At 59.2% G+C, this 18,082-nt stretch carries 17 protein-coding genes; 10 read left to right on the top strand and 7 right to left on the bottom strand.

Annotated elements, in window-relative coordinates:
- The first annotated feature begins 5 nt into the window (after positions 1-5).
- From F475_RS00505 to fdhA, 3 genes are all read left to right on the top strand, one after another.
- A complete protein-coding gene (locus tag F475_RS00505; RefSeq protein ID WP_111452940.1) occupies positions 6-638 on the top strand; it encodes a sarcosine oxidase subunit gamma in 633 nt (210 codons plus the stop codon).
- A 177-nt stretch (positions 639-815) separates the two neighbouring features.
- A complete protein-coding gene (purU, locus tag F475_RS00495) occupies positions 816-1,673 on the top strand; it encodes a formyltetrahydrofolate deformylase (RefSeq protein ID WP_018928799.1) in 858 nt (285 codons plus the stop codon).
- A gap of 152 nt (positions 1,674-1,825) precedes the next feature.
- Positions 1,826-3,025 (top strand): formaldehyde dehydrogenase, glutathione-independent, encoded by a 1,200-nt coding sequence (gene fdhA, locus F475_RS00490; RefSeq protein ID WP_008008145.1) that lies wholly within the window; start codon positions 1,826-1,828, stop codon positions 3,023-3,025.
- A 162-nt stretch (positions 3,026-3,187) separates the two neighbouring features.
- Here fdhA and F475_RS00485 read toward each other — a convergent pair whose 3' ends face one another.
- Both F475_RS00485 and F475_RS00480 read right to left on the bottom strand, forming a co-directional pair.
- Complete coding sequence (locus F475_RS00485; protein ID WP_032830934.1) at positions 3,188-3,442, bottom strand: hypothetical protein; 255 nt, start codon at positions 3,440-3,442, stop codon at positions 3,188-3,190.
- An 84-nt stretch (positions 3,443-3,526) separates the two neighbouring features.
- Positions 3,527-3,739: a cold-shock protein gene (locus F475_RS00480; RefSeq protein ID WP_028939048.1), complete on the bottom strand. Its 213-nt coding sequence runs from the start codon at positions 3,737-3,739 to the stop codon at positions 3,527-3,529.
- Positions 3,740-4,070: 331 nt separating this feature from the next.
- Between F475_RS00480 and F475_RS00475 the strand changes: the two genes are divergently transcribed.
- Positions 4,071-4,685, top strand: a complete 615-nt coding sequence (locus F475_RS00475) for a DUF2780 domain-containing protein (protein ID WP_111452938.1) — start codon at positions 4,071-4,073, stop codon at positions 4,683-4,685.
- A 1-nt stretch (position 4,686) separates the two neighbouring features.
- Here F475_RS00475 and F475_RS00470 read toward each other — a convergent pair whose 3' ends face one another.
- Positions 4,687-5,571, bottom strand: coding sequence for an acyltransferase (locus tag F475_RS00470; protein WP_018928802.1), 885 nt, complete (start codon positions 5,569-5,571; stop codon positions 4,687-4,689).
- A 338-nt stretch (positions 5,572-5,909) separates the two neighbouring features.
- On the opposite strand from F475_RS00470, the gene F475_RS00460 reads away from it, so the two are divergent.
- The 4 genes from F475_RS00460 to creD all read left to right on the top strand — a co-directional run bounded on the left by F475_RS00460 (position 5,910) and on the right by creD (position 10,082).
- Complete coding sequence (locus F475_RS00460) at positions 5,910-6,416, top strand: ATP-dependent zinc protease (protein ID WP_018928803.1); 507 nt, start codon at positions 5,910-5,912, stop codon at positions 6,414-6,416.
- Between the two features lie 59 nt (positions 6,417-6,475).
- Entirely contained in the window at positions 6,476-7,165 is a 690-nt protein-coding gene (gene creB / locus F475_RS00455; RefSeq protein ID WP_111452936.1) for a two-component system response regulator CreB, read from the top strand.
- Positions 7,165-8,592 carry a two-component system sensor histidine kinase CreC gene (creC, locus tag F475_RS00450; protein WP_111452935.1) on the top strand — a complete coding sequence of 476 codons (1,428 nt, stop codon included), beginning with the start codon at positions 7,165-7,167 and terminating at the stop codon, positions 8,590-8,592. Before creB ends, creC begins: the two co-directional genes overlap by 1 nt.
- Positions 8,593-8,711: 119 nt before the next feature.
- Positions 8,712-10,082, top strand: coding sequence for a cell envelope integrity protein CreD (creD, locus tag F475_RS00445; protein ID WP_064620818.1), 1,371 nt, complete (start codon positions 8,712-8,714; stop codon positions 10,080-10,082).
- A gap of 181 nt (positions 10,083-10,263) precedes the next feature.
- Here the strand turns inward: creD and F475_RS00435 are convergent, their stop codons facing one another.
- The 3 genes from F475_RS00435 to F475_RS00425 form a co-directional block, all read right to left on the bottom strand.
- Positions 10,264-10,893, bottom strand: coding sequence for a glutathione S-transferase (locus tag F475_RS00435; protein ID WP_019650301.1), 630 nt, complete (start codon positions 10,891-10,893; stop codon positions 10,264-10,266).
- A 161-nt stretch (positions 10,894-11,054) separates the two neighbouring features.
- Positions 11,055-11,762, bottom strand: a complete 708-nt coding sequence (locus F475_RS00430) for a PolC-type DNA polymerase III (protein ID WP_111452933.1) — start codon at positions 11,760-11,762, stop codon at positions 11,055-11,057.
- Positions 11,759-13,699: a putative nucleotidyltransferase substrate binding domain-containing protein gene (locus F475_RS00425; RefSeq protein WP_111452932.1), complete on the bottom strand. Its 1,941-nt coding sequence runs from the start codon at positions 13,697-13,699 to the stop codon at positions 11,759-11,761. The genes F475_RS00430 and F475_RS00425 overlap by 4 nt, the downstream gene beginning before the upstream one ends.
- Positions 13,700-13,964: 265 nt before the next feature.
- Between F475_RS00425 and F475_RS00420 the strand changes: the two genes are divergently transcribed.
- Positions 13,965-14,411 (top strand): response regulator, encoded by a 447-nt coding sequence (locus tag F475_RS00420; protein WP_111452931.1) that lies wholly within the window; start codon positions 13,965-13,967, stop codon positions 14,409-14,411.
- Between the two features lie 278 nt (positions 14,412-14,689).
- On the opposite strand, the gene F475_RS00415 is transcribed toward F475_RS00420, so the two are convergent.
- The gene (locus F475_RS00415; RefSeq protein WP_018928811.1) at positions 14,690-16,867 is read right to left on the bottom strand and encodes a malate synthase G; all 2,178 of its coding nucleotides are present in this window, start codon (positions 16,865-16,867) and stop codon (positions 14,690-14,692) included.
- A gap of 580 nt (positions 16,868-17,447) precedes the next feature.
- Here F475_RS00415 and F475_RS00410 point away from each other — a divergent pair.
- Complete coding sequence (locus tag F475_RS00410) at positions 17,448-17,966, top strand: glycine cleavage system protein R (RefSeq protein WP_007936467.1); 519 nt, start codon at positions 17,448-17,450, stop codon at positions 17,964-17,966.
- Positions 17,967-18,082 lie beyond the last annotated feature (116 nt).

The raw sequence follows: 18,082 nt of genomic DNA, 5'->3' as shown, positions 1-18,082 counted from the left end.
GCTTTATGACCGCAGCCAATGTTTACCAACAACGCCCAACCACTGGGGCCAAGGCCGAGTCGTCGCTGCATCACGCCGACCTCGCCAGCCTGGTGGGCAAGGGTCGCAAGAACGCCGGCGTGATCGTGCGTGAGAAAAAACTCCTCGGTCACCTGACCATCCGTGGCGATGGCCACGACGCCGCGTTCGCCGCTGGTGTGCACAAGGCTCTTGGCATCGAGTTGCCAGGTGCGCTGACCGTGATCATCAAAGGCGAAACCAGCCTGCAATGGATGGGGCCGGATGAATGGCTGCTAGTCGTGCCGACCGGTGAAGAATTCGCCGCCGAGAAAAAGCTCCGTGAAGCGCTGGGCGACCTGCACATCCAGATCGTCAACGTCAGCGGTGGCCAGCAGATCCTCGAACTCAGCGGCCCGAACGTGCGTCAGGTGCTGATGAAGTCCACCAGCTACGACGTGCACCCCAACAACTTCCCGGTGGGCAAGGCTGTGGGCACGGTGTTCGCCAAGTCGCAACTGGTGATCCGCCATACCGCCGAAGACACCTGGGAACTGCTGATTCGCCGCAGCTTCTCGGATTACTGGTGGTTGTGGTTGCAGGATGCGTCGGCTGAGTACGGGCTTAGCGTCCAGGCGTAATTGTGGCGAGGGAGCTTGCTCCCGCTCGGCTGCGCAGCAGTCGTAAAACCTGAGTCCGCGTTCCTTCTGCAGGAATGCGGTTGCTGACATAGGGTCGCTTCGCAACCCAGCGGGAGCAAGCTCCCTCGCCACAGAGTTCTCTCTGATCACAGATGTAGCAGCAGGAGTCACCGCACTATGAGCCGCGCCCCAGACACATGGATTCTGACCGCCGACTGCCCAAGCGTCCTCGGCACCGTGGATGCGGTGACCCGCTTTCTGTTCGAGCAGGGCTGCTACGTCACCGAGCACCACTCCTTTGATGACCGGCTCTCAGGCCGTTTCTTCATCCGCGTGGAATTTCGGCAACCCGACGCTTTCGACGAACAAGCCTTCCGCGCAGGCCTGGCGGAGCGTGGTGCCGCCTTCGGGATGGTCTTCGAGCTGACCCCGCCGAACTACCGGCCGAAAGTGGTGATCATGGTCTCCAAGGCCGATCACTGCCTCAACGACTTGCTCTACCGCCAGCGCATCGGCCAGTTGTCGATGGACGTGGTCGCGGTGGTCTCCAACCACCCGGACCTCAAGCCGTTGGCCGACTGGCACCAGATTCCGTACTACCACTTTCCGCTGGACCCCAACGACAAACCATCGCAAGAGCGCCAGGTCTGGCAGGTGATCGAAGAGGCCGGCGCCGAGCTGGTGATCCTTGCCCGCTACATGCAGGTCCTGTCGCCAGAGCTGTGCCGCAAACTCGATGGCAAGGCGATCAACATTCACCACTCCCTGTTGCCGGGCTTCAAGGGCGCCAAGCCGTATCACCAGGCCTACAACAAAGGCGTGAAACTGGTCGGCGCCACGGCGCATTACATCAACAACGATCTGGATGAAGGTCCGATCATCGCCCAGGGCGTGGAAGCCGTTGATCACAGTCACTATCCCGAAGACTTGATCGCCAAGGGGCGGGATATTGAAGGGCTGACGTTGGCGCGGGCCGTGGGTTATCACATTGAAAGACGCGTGTTCCTTAACGCTAACAGGACAGTTGTTCTCTAGCGTTTTTACTGCCTGAAAAGATCGCCTGTCTCTGTAGCCGCTGCCGAAGGCTCGGGCCGCGTTCGGACGATCTTTTGATTTATCGAGCAATCAACGCGCCGCCGCTTCCTGGCGACGCGACCGCTACATAAAAACAACAGCGAGGTGAAAGCATGTCTGGTAATCGTGGTGTGGTGTATCTCGGCGCAGGCAAGGTCGAAGTACAGAAAATCGACTATCCCAAAATGCAGGACCCGCGCGGCAGGAAGATCGAGCACGGTGTCATCCTGCGCGTAGTTTCCACCAACATCTGTGGTTCCGATCAGCACATGGTGCGCGGGCGTACCACCGCTCAGACCGGTCTGGTGCTGGGCCACGAGATCACGGGTGAAGTGATCGAGAAGGGCAGCGGTGTCGAGAACCTGCAGATCGGCGACTTGGTGTCGGTACCTTTCAACGTTGCCTGTGGCCGTTGCCGTTCGTGCAAAGAGCAACATACTGGCGTCTGCCTGAGCGTTAACCCGGCGCGTCCGGGCGGTGCCTATGGTTATGTCGACATGGGTGACTGGACCGGTGGCCAAGCCGAATACGCGTTTGTGCCGTATGCCGACTTCAACCTGCTGAAACTTCCAGATCGCGACCGGGCCATGGAAAAAATCCGTGACCTGACCTGTCTCTCCGACATTCTGCCCACCGGTTACCACGGCGCAGTGACTGCCGGCGTCGGCCCTGGCAGCACCGTGTACATTGCCGGCGCCGGCCCGGTTGGCCTGGCAGCTGCCGCTTCCGCTCGCCTGTTGGGTGCTGCGGTGGTGATCATCGGTGACGTCAACCCGATCCGCCTGGCCCATGCCAAGGCTCAGGGTTTCGAAATCGCCGACCTGTCGACAGACACCCCACTGCACGAACAAATCGCTGCACTGTTGGGCGAACCAGAAGTGGACTGCGCCGTCGATGCCGTAGGCTTCGAAGCTCGCGGTCACGGCCATGCCGGCGTGAAGCACGAGGCTCCCGCCACCGTACTCAACTCGCTGATGGGCGTGGTTCGCGTCGCTGGCAAAATCGGTATTCCTGGCCTGTACGTCACTGAAGATCCGGGTGCAGTGGACGCTGCCGCGAAAATGGGCAGCCTGAGCATTCGCTTCGGCCTGGGCTGGGCCAAATCCCACAGCTTCCACACCGGCCAGACGCCAGTGATGAAGTACAACCGCCAGCTGATGCAGGCGATCATGTGGGACCGCATCAAGATTGCCGACATCGTCGGCGTGGAAGTCATCAGCCTGGATGACGCGCCACGGGGTTACGGCGAGTTCGACGCGGGCGTGCCGAAGAAGTTTGTGATCGATCCGCACAAGTTGTTTAGTGCGGCGTAAGGCCTGGAGCAAGACGGAAAAAAGGGCGACAGTGATGTCGCCCTTTTTTATTCTTCTATGGGGTTCTTAACGTTTGATGAGAAGTTGTAATAGAGTCGATATAACTATATTGCCCGGATTAAATAAAAACAGGTGCTGCAGGTTAGAAAGGAAATGTGTGGGCTAGCTGTCGAGGGGCAATGGTTTGTTGGTGTATTCGTGGCCGACAATTGTAATGTTGATTGCGTAGAGCTGTCCGTTGTCACCTTGGACGACATCATACGTTACCTTATCGCCGACCTTCGGATGATAGTCGCCTGGGTTGATGCAAAAAATAATCGGCTGAATGTCCGAATCTATATTTTCCAAGCTTTTCGATGGCAGCGACGTAGAGTCGTTCATAACCAAGTTGCCAAATTGTTCCAGTAGTTTCTCCATCACTGCGACCCCCTTAAAAATGGCCTGCGCATACGGCTATACAACGCAGGCCTTATTGGATGCTCATACACGGAACGGTGTTTTTTACTCTGGTTGCACTTGCTCGGCCTGCATTCCTTTCTGCCCTTTTGTTGCTACAAAAGAGACTGTCTGACCCTCTTTCAGGGATTTAAAACCATCGCTTTGAATTGCTTTGAAATGCACAAAAAGGTCTGCGGCACCACTATCTGGTGTAATGAATCCAAAGCCCTTTTCATCATTGAACCATTTAACTTTACCCTTTTCTCTGTCAGACATATTGATGCTTCCTACCTAAGCGAAAACGAAGAAATGTGAGCTGCTTTTTACTGGTTTACTCACAATTGCTGTTGTTACGAATTCAGCTTAATTATGCTGTACGGAAGCAGCAACTGTCAGATCTGACAGTTTTTATATCGGTAGGATGTAAATGAGAGCTTTTTTATAGCTGCGAACAAGCCGAAGTATTCCATTGCTATTTTGGCGCTCCGTTCCAGAGGTAAAAATGGCTAACCCCGCAAGGAACAATGCCCCCCAAACCCCGGTCAAATCGGCAGTTTTACCGCTCCTGTTACCGGGCGGTCTTCATGTGGCACAAGAGGATGTCTGGATGAACGTTTCACGCTGTTTTGCACTGGCATCGCTCATGGCTGTCGCTTCGTTGACGACGCTGGCCGCCAGCCCGGCCTTTGCACAGTTAAGCCTCAGCGATGCGGTCAAGGCGGTGTCATCGATGCAGGACGACGAGGATGTCGAGGGTGTCGAGGCCGATGATGTCGATGGCATCGTGGCGGCGGCGCCTAAGGCCGCCGGTTTGCTCAATACCCTGGGCTCGCAGCTCGACATCACCCCGGAGCAGGCCATCGGCGGCGCCGGTGCGATGCTGGGCCTGGCGAGGAATCAGCTCAGCGGCCAGGACTTCTCCGAACTGAGCAAAAGCGTGCCGGGCCTCGCTCAGATCGCCGGCAACAGCGCGATCAGTGGCCTGACTGGCTTGGGTGGGTTGCTCGGTGCGGGTTCAGACAAGAATGCGTTGCTCGATGGCTTGCTGGGTAACGTCAAAGACACCAAGGACCTGAACAACGCCTTCAGCGCCCTGGGCATGGACACCGGGATGGTCGGCGTGTTTGCCCCGGTGATCCTGCAATACCTCGGTCAGCAAGGCGTTGCCGGTTCGCTGTTGCAAAACCTCGGCGGGATCTGGGGCACCGGCGCCGGTAGCTAAGTCAGCCCTCGGCGCGTAGTGCCTGGATGCGCCGGTCCTTCACGATCCAGAGCTGGTTGACCCAGTTCTGGATTGTTTCGCGAAACTCCGGATCGTTTTCGTAATCGCCTTGCCACAGTGCCGGGTCCAGTTCGCGGGTGTGGATGTCGATGATCACTTTGGGCACGTTGCCACTAAGCAAATCCCAGAACCCCGGAATCTTCTGCTGCGGATACACCACCGTCACATCGAGAATGGCGTCCAACTGTTCGCCCATCGCCGCCAGCACGAACGCCACGCCGCCCGCCTTGGGCTTGAGCAGGTGGGTGAACGGTGACTGTTGTTGGGCGCTTTTCGCCGCGGTGTAGCGGGTGCCTTCCAGGTAGTTGACCACGGTCACCGGCTGGCGCTTGTACAACTCGCAAGCTTGTTTGGTGATCTCCAGGTCCTTGCCGGCCAGCTCCGGGTGCTTCTCCAGGAACGCCTTGCTGTAGCGCTTCATGAACGGATAGTCCAACGCCCACCAGGCGAGGCCCAGGAATGGCACCCAGATCAGTTCTTTCTTGAGGAAGAACTTGAAGAACGGCGTGCGCCGGTTCAGTGCCTGGATCAGCGCCGGGATATCGACCCAGGACTGATGGTTACCGATCACCAGATACGAGGTGTCGCCGCGCAGCTCATCGCCGCCGCGAATGTCCCATTGGGTGGGAATGCACAGGCGGAAGATCAGCTTGTCGATCTCGGCCCAGGTTTCGGCAATCCACATCACCGCCCACGAGGCGTAATCGCGAAAGCGCCCGGGCAGGAGCAGTTTGAGCAGCGCGAACACCATCAAAGGCCCGAACAGGACCAGCGTGTTGAGCAATAGCAGCAGGGTAACGAAACAGCCGGTGAGCAGGCGGCGCATAGATAACTCTTGAAAGCGTGTGGGCGCGCCATGATAAGCAGCTTCGGTTGGCAGGCCAAATCGGTGGTGACGAATGTTTCACCTTGGTAGCGGTATGCTCTCAGCGTATCGCTGTTGCCTTTGTGGCGAGGGAGCTTGCTCCCGCTGGGTTGCGCAGCGGCCCTAAAACCAGGCGCCGCGATTTTCAGGTATACCGCAGGCAACGGTTTTGCGAGCGCCGCGCCCCCGAACGGGAGCAAGCTACCTCGCCACAAAAGTGGGAAGTGGTCCAACTATCGTTGTTTTTTGCGGTCTAGAATTCGGCCAATGCGTCCACATCCCTCAAGGAAGCCCCTTACGTGAAATCTCTCCTTGCACTGCTTGCCCTCGTGACCCTGCCGGTCCTGGCCGCCGAGCCGACCCTGTACGGGCGTTACGAATACATCGCGCTGCCGGAAATCGGCGGTGAAGTCCTCAAGGCCAAAATGGACACCGGCGCCCTGACCGCGTCGCTGTCGGCCAAAGACATCGAAACCTTCACCCGCGACGGCGACGAGTGGGTACGTTTCCGTCTCGCCACCAAAGGCGCGAGCAACAAGGTCTACGAACACAAGGTCGCGCGGATCAGCAAGATCAAGAACCGTGCCGATGAAGAAGATGAAGACAAGGCCGTGAGCGAAGTGACCAAGCGTCCGGTGGTCGATCTGGAACTGTGCCTGGGCAACGTCAAGCGCACCGTCGAGGTCAACCTCACCGACCGCAGCAGCTTCAACTATCCGCTGCTGATCGGCGCCAAAGCCCTGCGCGAATTCGGCGCAGCAGTGAACCCGGCGCGTCGCTTTACAGCCGACAAACCCGACTGCTGATTGACGGCGAATCAGCCTTGGGGCACCGTTCGCCCACTTAACCAGTGGGCTCGGACGCCATGCCTCATATCCTGATTGTCGAAGACGAAGCGGCGATTGCCGACACCCTGATTTTCGCCTTGCAGGGCGAGGGCTTTACCACCACCTGGTTGAGCCTTGGCGCGGCGGCGCTCGAACATCAGCGCGCCACGCCGGCCGACCTGATCATTCTCGATATCGGCCTGCCGGATATCAGCGGCTTCGAGACCTGCAAGCAATTGCGGCGTTTCAGCGAAGTGCCGGTGATGTTCCTCAGTGCCCGTGACGCCGAGATCGACCGCGTGGTGGGCCTGGAAATCGGCGCCGACGACTACGTGGTCAAGCCGTTCAGCCCTCGGGAAGTGGCGGCGCGGGTCCGGGCGATTCTCAAGCGCATGGCGCCACGACCGGTGGCGGAGGTGTCGGAGGTGGCTTCAGCGCTGTTTCGCATCGACGGCGATCGGGTGCAGATCAGCTATCGCAACCAGCCGCTGAGCCTGACTCGCCATGAGTTTCGTTTGCTGCAATGCCTGCTGGAACAACCGGAGCGAGTCTTCAGCCGCGAGCAATTGCTCGATGCGCTGGGGGTGGCCGCCGATGCCGGTTACGAGCGCAGCATCGACAGCCACATCAAGAGCGTGCGCGCCAAGTTGCGCCTGGTGAAGGCCGACGCCGAGCCGATCCAGACTCATCGCGGCCTCGGCTACAGCTACAGCCCGGGGCACAGCTGATGTCACTGGGGATCCGGATTTTTCTGGTCTACGTGCTGTTCATCGGCCTGACCGGCTACTTCGTGCTCAACACCGTGATGGAAGAAATCCGCCCCGGTGTGCGCCAGTCCACCGAAGAAACCCTGGTGGACACCGCCAACCTGATGGCCGAGATCCTGCGCGACGACTTCAAGGCCGGCACCCTCAGCCAGAACCGCTGGCCCGAGTTGCTCAAGGCTTATGGCGAGCGACAACCGCAGGCGAAAATCTGGGGCCTGTCGAAGAATCAGGTCAATCACCGCATTTACGTCACCGATGCCAAAGGCATCGTGGTGCTGGATTCCAGCGGGATTGCGGTGGGCCAGGACTACTCGCGCTGGAATGACGTCTACCTGACCCTGCGTGGCGAGTACGGTGCGCGTTCGACGCGCAGCAACCCCGATGACTCGAACTCGTCGGTGATGCACGTCGGGGCACCGATTCGCGATAACGGCCAGATCATCGGCGTGGTGACCGTGGCCAAACCCAACAGCTCACTGCAGCCTTACGTCGATCGCACCGAACGGCGATTGCTGACGTATGGCGCCGGATTGATCGGCCTCGGTTTGTTGTTCGGTGCGCTGTTGTCCTGGTGGCTGAGCGCGGCGCTGCGGCGGTTGACGGCTTATGCCCAGGCCGTCAGCGAAGGTCGACGGGTCGAGGTGCCGCATTACCGCGGGGGCGAACTGGAACAACTGGCCACGGCGCTGGAGCACATGCGTACCCAACTCGAGGGCAAAGCCTACGTCGAGCGTTATGTACACACCCTGACCCATGAATTGAAAAGCCCGCTGGCGGCGATTCGTGGCGCAGCGGAGCTGCTGCAAGGCGAAATGCCGCCAGCCCAGCAGCAGCGTTTCGTCAGCAACATCGACAGCGAAAGCGCGCGCATGCAGCAGTTGATCGAACGACTGCTGAACCTGGCGCAGGTTGAGCAGCGCCAAGGGTTGGAGGAGCGGGTGGCGGTGCCGTTGGCGGGCCTGGTGGAAGAACTGTTGAGCGCGCAGGCTGCACGAATCGAAGGCAAGCAATTGCGTGTGGAACGGCAAATTGCAGCGGATCTGAATCTGCTTGGCGAGCCGTTCCTATTGCGCCAGGCGCTGGGCAATCTGCTGGAGAATGCCTTGGACTTCACCCAGGCGTATGGCGTGCTGCGATTGTGTGCCGAGCGAGTCGGTGAGCAGATCGAGTTCAGGCTGTTCAACCAGGCCGAAGCGATTCCCGACTATGCGTTGCCACGCTTGAGCGAGCGCTTCTACTCGCTGCCGCGTCCGGACAGTGGACGCAAGAGCACCGGTTTGGGGCTCAACTTCGTTGAGGAAGTGGTCAAGTTGCATGGTGGTGTGATGAGTATCGGCAACGTCGACGGCGGTGTTCAAGTGCGTTTGCGGTTGCCTTCAAGCCGCTGAAGATCGCAGCCTTCGGCAGCTCCTGCGCCGAGCGCAAATTCCACACACTCTCCACATTCCTCCCACAAAACCCCCACATACCCAATCCAGACTTTCCCCATCCAAACAGGGAGAGTCCCATGAACCGAAGCCTGACCCTAAAACTCGGGGCAATTGCCCTGCTGATTCTGTTGCTGCTGATCCCGCTACTGATGATCAACGGCGTGATCCAGGAGCGCCAGCAACTGCGTGACGGTGTACTCGAAGACATCGCCCGCAGTTCCAGTTACAGCCAGCAATTGAGCGGCCCGCTGATGGTGGTGCCCTATCGCAAAACGGTGCGCACCTGGAAAACCAACGAAAAAACCAACCAGCGTTATCAGGATGTCGGCGAGGAGCGTGGACGTTTGTATTTCTTGCCGGAGCGTTTCGAACTCGACGGCCAGGTCCAGACAGAGCTGCGCTCCCGGGGCATCTACGAGGCGCGACTGTTCCATGCCGATAACCGCATCAGCGGGCATTTTTCGGTTCCGGCACAACTGGGCATCAAGGAAGACTTCGCCGATTACCGCTTCGATCAGCCGTTCCTGGCTGTTGGCATCAGCGACATCCGCGGCATCGAAAATGCGCTGAAACTCGAACTCAATGGCCAGAAGCTGGATTTTGTACCGGGTAGCCAGGTGGGCTGGCTGGGCGAGGGTGTGCATGTGACGTTGCCGGCGCTGGACACCCAACAGGCCACGGAGCTGGCCTTCGGTTTCGACTTGCGTCTGCAAGGCACCGGCCAGTTACAGGTTCTGCCGGTGGGCAAGACCAGCAAGGTTTCACTGGCGGCCAATTGGCCTCACCCCAGCTTCATCGGCAATTACCTGCCGGCCCAGCGGGAAATCACCGATCAGGGCTTTACCGCCAACTGGCAGACCTCGTTTTTCTCCACCAACCTGCAAGAAGCGTTGAACAGTTGCGTGTCGGGCGGTCATTGCGAGGCGTTCAGCGGTCGTAGTTTCGGCGTGAGTTTCATCGACCCGGTGGACCAGTACCTGAAAAGCGACCGGGCAATCAAATATGCATTGCTGTTTATCGTCCTGACCTTCGCCGGTTTCTTCCTGTTCGAAGTGTTGAAAAGCCTGGCGGTGCACCCGGTGCAGTACGCCTTGGTGGGTGTAGCGCTGGCGTTCTTCTACCTGTTGCTGTTGTCGCTGTCCGAACACATCGGCTTTGCCCTGGCGTATCTGCTGTCGGCGAGTAGCTGTGTGGCGTTGATCGGTTTTTATGTCTGCCATGTGCTGCGCAGCGTGCGTCACGGTTTGAGCTTTTCGGCGGGGTTGGCGGCGTTATACGGGCTGCTTTACGGCTTGTTGAGCGCCGAGGATTACGCGCTGTTGATGGGCTCGCTGCTGTTGTTCGGGCTACTGGGCGTTTTCATGGTGCTGACCCGTAAGCTGGACTGGTATGGGATCGGGCAGAAAACCGCGAAGCCCTTGGACTTTGATATAGGTGCCGTGGAATGAGCCGGTGGTTGGGGTTGCACGAGGATCAGCGAGTGGGTGAGGTGTTGGCGACGCGGATTGCCAGGTTGTTTGCACAGAGATCAAAAGATCGCAGCCTGCGGCAGCTCCCACAGGAGCACGCGTTCGGCGTAGGAGCTGCCGAAGGCTGCGATCTTCTGAGGCCGGCATGGCCGACCAAAGATCAAACCTTGGGCATCGTCGCGATCATCGAAGGCCGCTGACTCACTTCGAAATACCACTCGGCCAACTTTGGGTTTTCCTTGCGCCATTCCAGATCCGGATGGCGTAAATCCAGATAACCCAAGGCACAGGCCACACTGATCGCTGCCACATCGAAATGGCTGGTCAGCTCGGCAATCGCATCGGCCTCCAACAGCGCCAGGGCGCGACGAATCTTGTCGCGTTGACCGTCGAGCCATGCGTCCCAATGTTTCTCCGGTGAGCGCAGGGCCACTTCATAGCGAATCATCACGGCGGCATCCATGATCCCGTCTGCCAGAGAAGCCAGGGTCAAGCGCCGCCAGCGCGCCGAGCCTTCACGAGGAATCAGCGGATTGCCGACGTGCTGGTGATCGAGGTAATCGAGGATCACCCGGCTGTCGTACAACACATTGCCGTCGGCCAGGCGCAGCGCCGGAATCTTGCCCAGCGGGTTGTCTTTGTTGAGAGCCTGATCCGGGCTGACCGGCGTGAGCTGGCAGGCTTGCAGCGCCACGCGGTTCGTTTGGCCGGTCTCGTGCAGCAGCACCATGACTTTGCGAACAAAGGGCGAGGCGGGGTTGTGGAACAAGGTCATGCTGGGGGCGGACATGGCGGCATCTCGATCATGGGCAGTGTCGGGAGCATAGCGCTTTGGTGTTTGAGCTCAAGCTCGTTCCCACAGCAATTGTGTCGTTTGCCGATTTCGTGAACAGCACAATCCCTGTAAGAGCGAGGCTTGCCCGCGAAGGCGTCAGAACAGGCTCCGCTGATTCAGAAAGAAGGCGCTTGCCGCCGCCGCTTCCACTGACTCAGCCGCTGCTGCAGGTTCAACGGGCTATGAATCTGTTGCTGCCGCGCGCGGCTGAACAAAATCAGCATCAGCTCCGCCGTCGCCAAGGCATCGGCGCTGGCGTTATGCCGTTCGAAGACCTCCAGCTTGAACCAGTCGATCCACTCATCCAGCCCGGCCTCGCGAAAGTGTGCCTGGGGGCAAAGCAGCGGGGCGATGTCTGCCACGTCCAGAAACGGATGCTGCAGCTTGTAACCCAGATGCTCTTTCAGCGCACGCCCGAGCATGTGCTGGTCGAACGGCGCATGAAACGCCAGCACCGGACTGTCGCCGACAAACTCCATGAACTCGAGCAAGGCATGCGCCGGGTCGCTGCCCGCAGCAATGGCGCTCGGGCCCAGCCCATGAATCAACACGCTGGGGCCGAGTTTGAGTTCAGTGCATTGCAGCGTGCGTTCGAACTGCTGACTGAAGTCGATCGCCCCGTCCTCGATCACCACGGCTCCGATGGACAGCAGCCGATCCTTGTTCAGGTTCAGCCCGGTGGTTTCCAGGTCGAGCACCACCCAGCGTTGCTCGCGCAGGCTGCAGTCGCTCAGCTGGGCCACGGCCGGCAAGCGATCCAGACGGTGTTGCAGTTCGCCGGGCAAAACGGGACTGGCCGGGCGCAGCCATGAAAACAGGCTCATAACTGATACCGCAGGGTCAGGCTGCTTTGCAGGCGTTGGGCCTGGCGCAGGGATTCACGCAGGATGCGTCGGTCCAGATGATTGAGGCTGTCGGGATCGACCCGGTTGGAGTAGGGCAAGTTCTCACGGGTCTGTAGCTGATGTTGCTGCATGCGGGTTTGCTGGATGAAGTGGTACGCCTCTTCATAGGCCGCGCCGTCCAGCTGATCGATGACCTCTTTTTCCACCAATTGGCGAAAACGCTCCAGGGTGTTGTTGGCGTCGATGCCGTGGGCCAGGGCCAGCACTCGCGCGCCGTCGACGAATGGCGTCAGGCCCTGGAGTTTCAGGTCGAGGGTGGCTTTCTCGCCATTCTTGCGTGCCAGGACGAATTCGCGGAAACGTCCTACGGGCGGACGGTTGCGCAGGGCGTTCTCGGCCATCATGCGCTGGAACAACCGGTTGTCGCCGACCTGATCGAGAATGCCCCGGCGCAGTTGCTCGCAGCCTCGCTCATCGCCCCAGACCACGCGCAGATCGAAATAGATACTCGACCCCAACAGGTTTTCCGGTGTCGCCTCGCGGATAAATGCCGCAAAGCGTCGTGCCCACTCGATCCGGGACAAACACAGCTCGGGGTTGCCGGCCATGATGTTGCCTTTGCACAAGGTAAAGCCGCACAGCGCCAGGCTCTGATTGACCTGCTGGGCGATGGGCAACAACTTGCCGCGAATTTCGGCGGCGTGGGCCGCATCGCGAGCTTCGAACAGAATGCCGTTGTCCTGATCGGTGTGCAGCGTCTGCTCGCGGCGGCCTTCGCTGCCGAAGCAAAGCCAACTGAACGGCACACCGGGATCACCTTTCTCCGCGATGGCCAGTTCGATCACCCGGCAGACGGTGTGGTCGTTGAGCAGGGTGATGATATGGGTGATCTGCGTCGAGGACGCGCCGTGGGCTAGCATCCGCTCGACCAATTGGCCGATTTCGCCGCGGATCGCCACCAGGTTTTCCACCCGCTGGGCGCTGCGAATGGTCCGCGCCAGGTGCACCAGATCGACCCTTTGCAGGGAAAACAGGTCACGCTCCGAAACCACGCCACACAGGCGCTGGTCCTTGACCAGGCAGACGTGGGCGATGTGTCGCTCGGTCATGGCGATCGCTGCGTCGAAGGCACTGTGGTCCGGCGACAGGAAAAACGGCGCCCGGGTCATGTGCCGCTCGATGGATTCATTGAAATCACTGGTGCCGTTGGCCACCACGTGTCGCAAGTCGCGAAGGGTGAAAATGCCCAGCGGCGCCTTTTGTTCATCGACCACCACAATGCTTCCGACTTGCTGATCGTGCATCAGCGTCACCGCTTCACGCAGAGGTGTGATCGGGCTGCAGGTTACCGGGTGACGCATGGCCAATTCGCCCAGCCGGGTATTGAGCGAATACTGGGTGCCGAGGGTTTCCACGGCTTTTTGCTGGACTTGCTGATTGACCTGATCCAGCAAGCTGCTGACACCCCGTAGGGCAAAGTCGCGGAACGGATTGGACAGTGCGAACAGTTTGATGAACGCGAGCTTGTTCAGCTGTAGGCAAAAGGTATCTTCGGCCGCCAGATGTTCGGTGCGGGTTGCACGTTCGCCCAGCAGCGCGGCAAGGGGGAAACACTCGCCGGTGGCGATTTCGAAAGTGGTTTCGGTGCCGCCCTTGGCCGTGTGCGGGCGCTCCCCCACGACCCGGCCCTGTTTGACGATGTAGAAATGCTCAATCGGGCCATCGGCGGGTTTGATGATGCTTTCGCCGGGGGCATAAAAACGCAGCTGGCATTGCTCCACCAGATAGGCCAGGTGAGCGTTTTCCATCTGATTGAAGGGTGGGAAGCGCTGCAGGAATTGCAAAGTGCCCTGGATGTTCTGCAACACCGCGGTTTTCCCTGCCTGGGTGAAGGCGTCCGCTTTACTCATAACCATTACCGCAGTCTTTTTCTGATTGTTGTGTCGGATCGTTGTTTCAGATCGTTCCAGGCATGGTCGACCCCTGCGGGCAGGGTGCCCATTGGACGTAAGTCTAGGTAGGCAGTGCAGCGGCCGGAATATGGGAAATGTCTGACACAACGGTGGGAAAAACCTCCTACATTGTCTATTGGAAAAGTTTCCGACGAAGTGCACATTGAAGTCTGCTGAGCGATGTCTGACACCCTGTGTCAGGGATCGCATTGAAAACGTTGAGAACGCCATGTCCGACCACGATATTTTGAGTGATGCCGAGCGCGAAGCGCTCAGCGCCGTCATGCTGGAACCAGACTTGCCGCCGCAGCGGGTGCTGATCGTCGATGACGATAAGGATGCCCGCGAATTGCTGTCGGAAATTCTGGGGCTCGATGGCATTCACTGCATGACGGCGGCCAGTGGCGAAACGGCGCTCAAAATGCTGGAAGAGAAGCCATCGATCGGTCTGGTGATTACCGACCTGCGGATGGGGCACGTCGATGGCCTGGAACTGATCCGCCAAGTGCGTGAGTCGGCACGTGCGGCATTGCCGATCATCATCGTTTCCGGCGACGCCGACGTGAAGGATGCGATCGAAGCCATGCATTTGCACGTCGTGGACTTTTTGCTCAAGCCCATCGATAGCGAAAAATTGCTTGAATTGGTCAAGCATGAGCTGGGGATGGATGTGTAGCGCGGACTTCCAGGTTGGCAGCTTTTGTGGCGAGGGAGCTTGCTCCCGCTGGGTTGCGAAGCAGCCCCAAAAACTGCGATCCCAATGTCCCTGATACACCGCATACGCCGGATTTACGACTGCTGCGCAGTCGAGCGGGAGCAAGCTCCCTCGCCACAGGGGACCGCAGCGTGTCTAGTCCTGAAACAGGTGTGAACCTATTTCAGGAAGAAACAGCGTAAATGAAAAAGCCCTGATCTCTTGATCAGGGCTTTTTCACGTCCGGCGTCAGCGTTTACTCAAAGGCCATTGGCAGCCTTGAACTCGCGACGACGACGGTGCAGAACCGGCTCGGTGTAGCCGTTCGGCTGTTTAGTGCCTTCGACCACCAACTCGACCGCCGCCTGGAAGGCGATGTTGCTGTCGAAGTTTGGTGCCAGCGGGCGGTACAACGGGTCGTTGGCGTTCTGACGGTCAACCACCGGCGCCATGCGCTTGAGGCTTTCCATCACTTGCGCTTCGGTAACGATGCCGTGGCGCAGCCAGTTGGCGATGTGCTGGCTGGAAATACGCAGCGTCGCACGGTCTTCCATCAGGCCGACGTCGTTGATGTCCGGCACTTTCGAGCAACCTACGCCCTGGTCGATCCAGCGCACCACGTAACCGAGAATGCCCTGGGCGTTGTTGTCCAGTTCGTTCTTGATCTGTTCCGCAGTCCAGCTCGGATTTACAGCCAGCGGGATAGTCAGGATGTCGTCCACCGAAGCACGCGCACGTTTGGCCAGCTCGGCCTGACGGGCGAACACGTCGACCTTGTGGTAGTGCAACGCGTGCAGCGCAGCAGCGGTCGGCGATGGAACCCAGGCGGTGTTGGCACCGGCCAATGGGTGAGCGATTTTCTGTTCCAGCATGGCGGCCATCAGGTCGGGCATGGCCCACATGCCTTTACCGATCTGGGCACGACCTTGCAGGCCGGTGCTCAAACCGATGTCGACGTTCCAGTTCTCGTAGGCACTGATCCACTTCTCGGCCTTCATGTCGGCCTTGCGCACCATCGGGCCGGCTTCCATGGAGGTGTGGATTTCATCGCCCGTGCGGTCGAGGAAACCGGTGTTGATGAACACTACGCGCTCGCTGGCAGCCTTGATGCAGGCCTTGAGGTTGACCGTGGTACGGCGTTCCTCGTCCATGATCCCGACTTTCAGCGTATTGCGCGGCAGGCCGAGGACGTCTTCGATGCGACCGAACAGCTCGTTGGTAAACGCGGCTTCTTCCGGGCCGTGCATCTTCGGCTTCACGATGTAGACCGAACCGGTACGGCTGTTCTTGCGCGAGCTGTTGCCGTTGAGGCTATGGATCGCCGCGAGGCAAGTCACCAGACCGTCGAGAATGCCTTCTGGCACTTCGTTGCCGTCTTTGTCGAGGATCGCGTCAATGGTCATCAGGTGACCAACGTTGCGCACAAACAACAGCGAGCGACCGTGCAGGCTCAGTTCGCTGCCATCGAGAGCGGTGTAGGTGCGGTCGGCGTTCATGGTGCGGGTAAAGGTCTGACCGCCCTTGGAGACTTCTTCCGACAGATCGCCCTTCATCAGGCCGAGCCAGTTGCGGTAGATCACCACTTTGTCATCGGCATCGACGGCGGCGACCGAGTCTTCGCAGTCCATGATGGTGGTCAGCGCGGCTTCCATCAGGATGTCTTTGACACCGGCAGCGTCGGTCTGGCCGACCGGGGTGCTGGCGTCGATCTGGATTTCGAAGTGCAGGCCGTTGTTCTTCAGCAGGATCGCGGTCGGAGCCGCTGCATCGCCGTGGAAACCGATCAGTTGAGCATCGTTGCGCAAGCCGGAGTTGCTACCACCCTTGAGGGCGACAACCAGTTTGCCGTCAACGATCTTGTAGCCGGTGGAATCGACGTGGGAGCCGGCAGCCAATGGCGCGGCTTCGTCGAGGAAAGCGCGGGCGAAGGCAATAACCTTGTCGCCACGTACCTTGTTGTAGCCTTTGCCCTTTTCCGCGCCATCCGCTTCGCTGATGGCGTCGGTGCCGTAGAGCGCGTCATATAGCGAGCCCCAGCGGGCGTTCGAGGCGTTGAGCGCGAAGCGCGCGTTCATCACCGGCACCACCAACTGTGGGCCGGCCATGCGGGCGATTTCGTCATCGACGTTTTGTGTCGTTGCCTGGAAATCGGCCGCTTCTGGCAGCAGATAACCGATGTCTTGCAGGAAGGCTTTGTAGGCCACCGCATCGTGCGCAACACCTGCACGAGCCTGGTGCCAGGCATCAATGCGAGCCTGGAAATCATCGCGTTTGGCGAGTAGGGCTTTGTTCTTCGGTGCCAGGTCATGGATGACCTTGTCGGCACCGGCCCAGAACGTGTCGGCGGTGAGGCCGGTACCGGGAATGGCTTCGTTGTTCACGAAGTCGAACAGGACTTTGGCGACCTGCAGGCCACCGACTTGAACGTGTTCAGTCATTGCTTGCCTCACTCTGCTCAGCTATTTCGCTTTTCAGCTCTTCAATTTAACAATGAAGCCTCTGGCCATTTAAACCACAAACCCTTCTACCAGTACATGCCATTGCTGGCGGCTGGGTTCGTTCCGATCAACGGCATTGCGGCCTTGCTGACGGGGCTTTCAGGGTTGCGAGTGTGCCTGCGGCAGACATCGATCCAACGTTATGTAGTGCGCGCTGCGGCATACTACATGATGAATTGCGGTTGTGAAAATTAGACTAATTACGTCGTTCTGCGACCCCATGACGCATTGCAGTCATGTCGGGGGACGGGATGTTCTCAAAAAACTATTGGATTGTTCCAGCTAAATATAAAAACTTGTACACATAATCTTCGATGCCCTGCTATGGGGCATTGCCTTTGTGGCGAGGGAGCTTGCCCCCGTTCGACTGCGAAGCAGTCGTAGATCGCCTGATGCGAACACGCTGGAGAAACTCAAGGGGCCGCTTTGCGACCCAACGGGGGCAAGCCCCCTCGCCACATCCAGCCCCTTGCCTATACTTGCCTTTCCATAACAAAAGTCATGACAAGAGGGCTGCGCCATGGACCATCTCGTACTCACGGTATTCGCCCCGGACAAGCCCGGGCAGGTCGAGCGCATTGCCCAATGCATTGCCGAGCATGGCGGCAACTGGCTGGAGAGCCGCATGTCGCGCATGGCCGGGCAGTTCGCCGGGATTCTTCGGGTGGGCGTACCGGCCGAAGCCTACGATGAACTGGTAGACGCCCTACAGGGACTGTCGACCCAGGGCATCCGTGTGATGATCGCCGAAAGCAGCATCGAACAATCCTGCACCTGGAAGCCGATTGCCATGGAACTGGTGGGCAATGATCGTCCGGGCATTGTGCGGGACATTACGCGTCTGCTGAGTGAGCAAGGGGTGAGCCTGGAGCGGCTGGTGACCGAGGTGCGTCCGGCGCCGATGAGCAGCGAGCCGTTGTTCCATGCCGAAGCAATCCTCGCGGTGCCCCTGACCTTGTCGCTGGAGGTGCTGCAATCGCGCCTGGAAACCCTGGCGGACGACCTGATGGTCGAATTGGTGCTGCGCAGCGAACCTTGAACAGGTTATCCAAGTTATACGTGCACCTGCCTGTGGATAACCTGTAGAGACACCCCGCCAGCCCACGCCGGCCGGGGCTCTTCAGGATCTGATCAAAAAACCAGCAGTTTCAGTGA

Source organism: Pseudomonas sp. URMO17WK12:I6, assembly GCF_003253625.1.
Taxonomy (GTDB): domain Bacteria; phylum Pseudomonadota; class Gammaproteobacteria; order Pseudomonadales; family Pseudomonadaceae; genus Aquipseudomonas.
The sequence above is the reverse complement of the archived record's forward strand: the minus strand, read 5'-3'. Positions and strand labels throughout refer to the sequence as shown.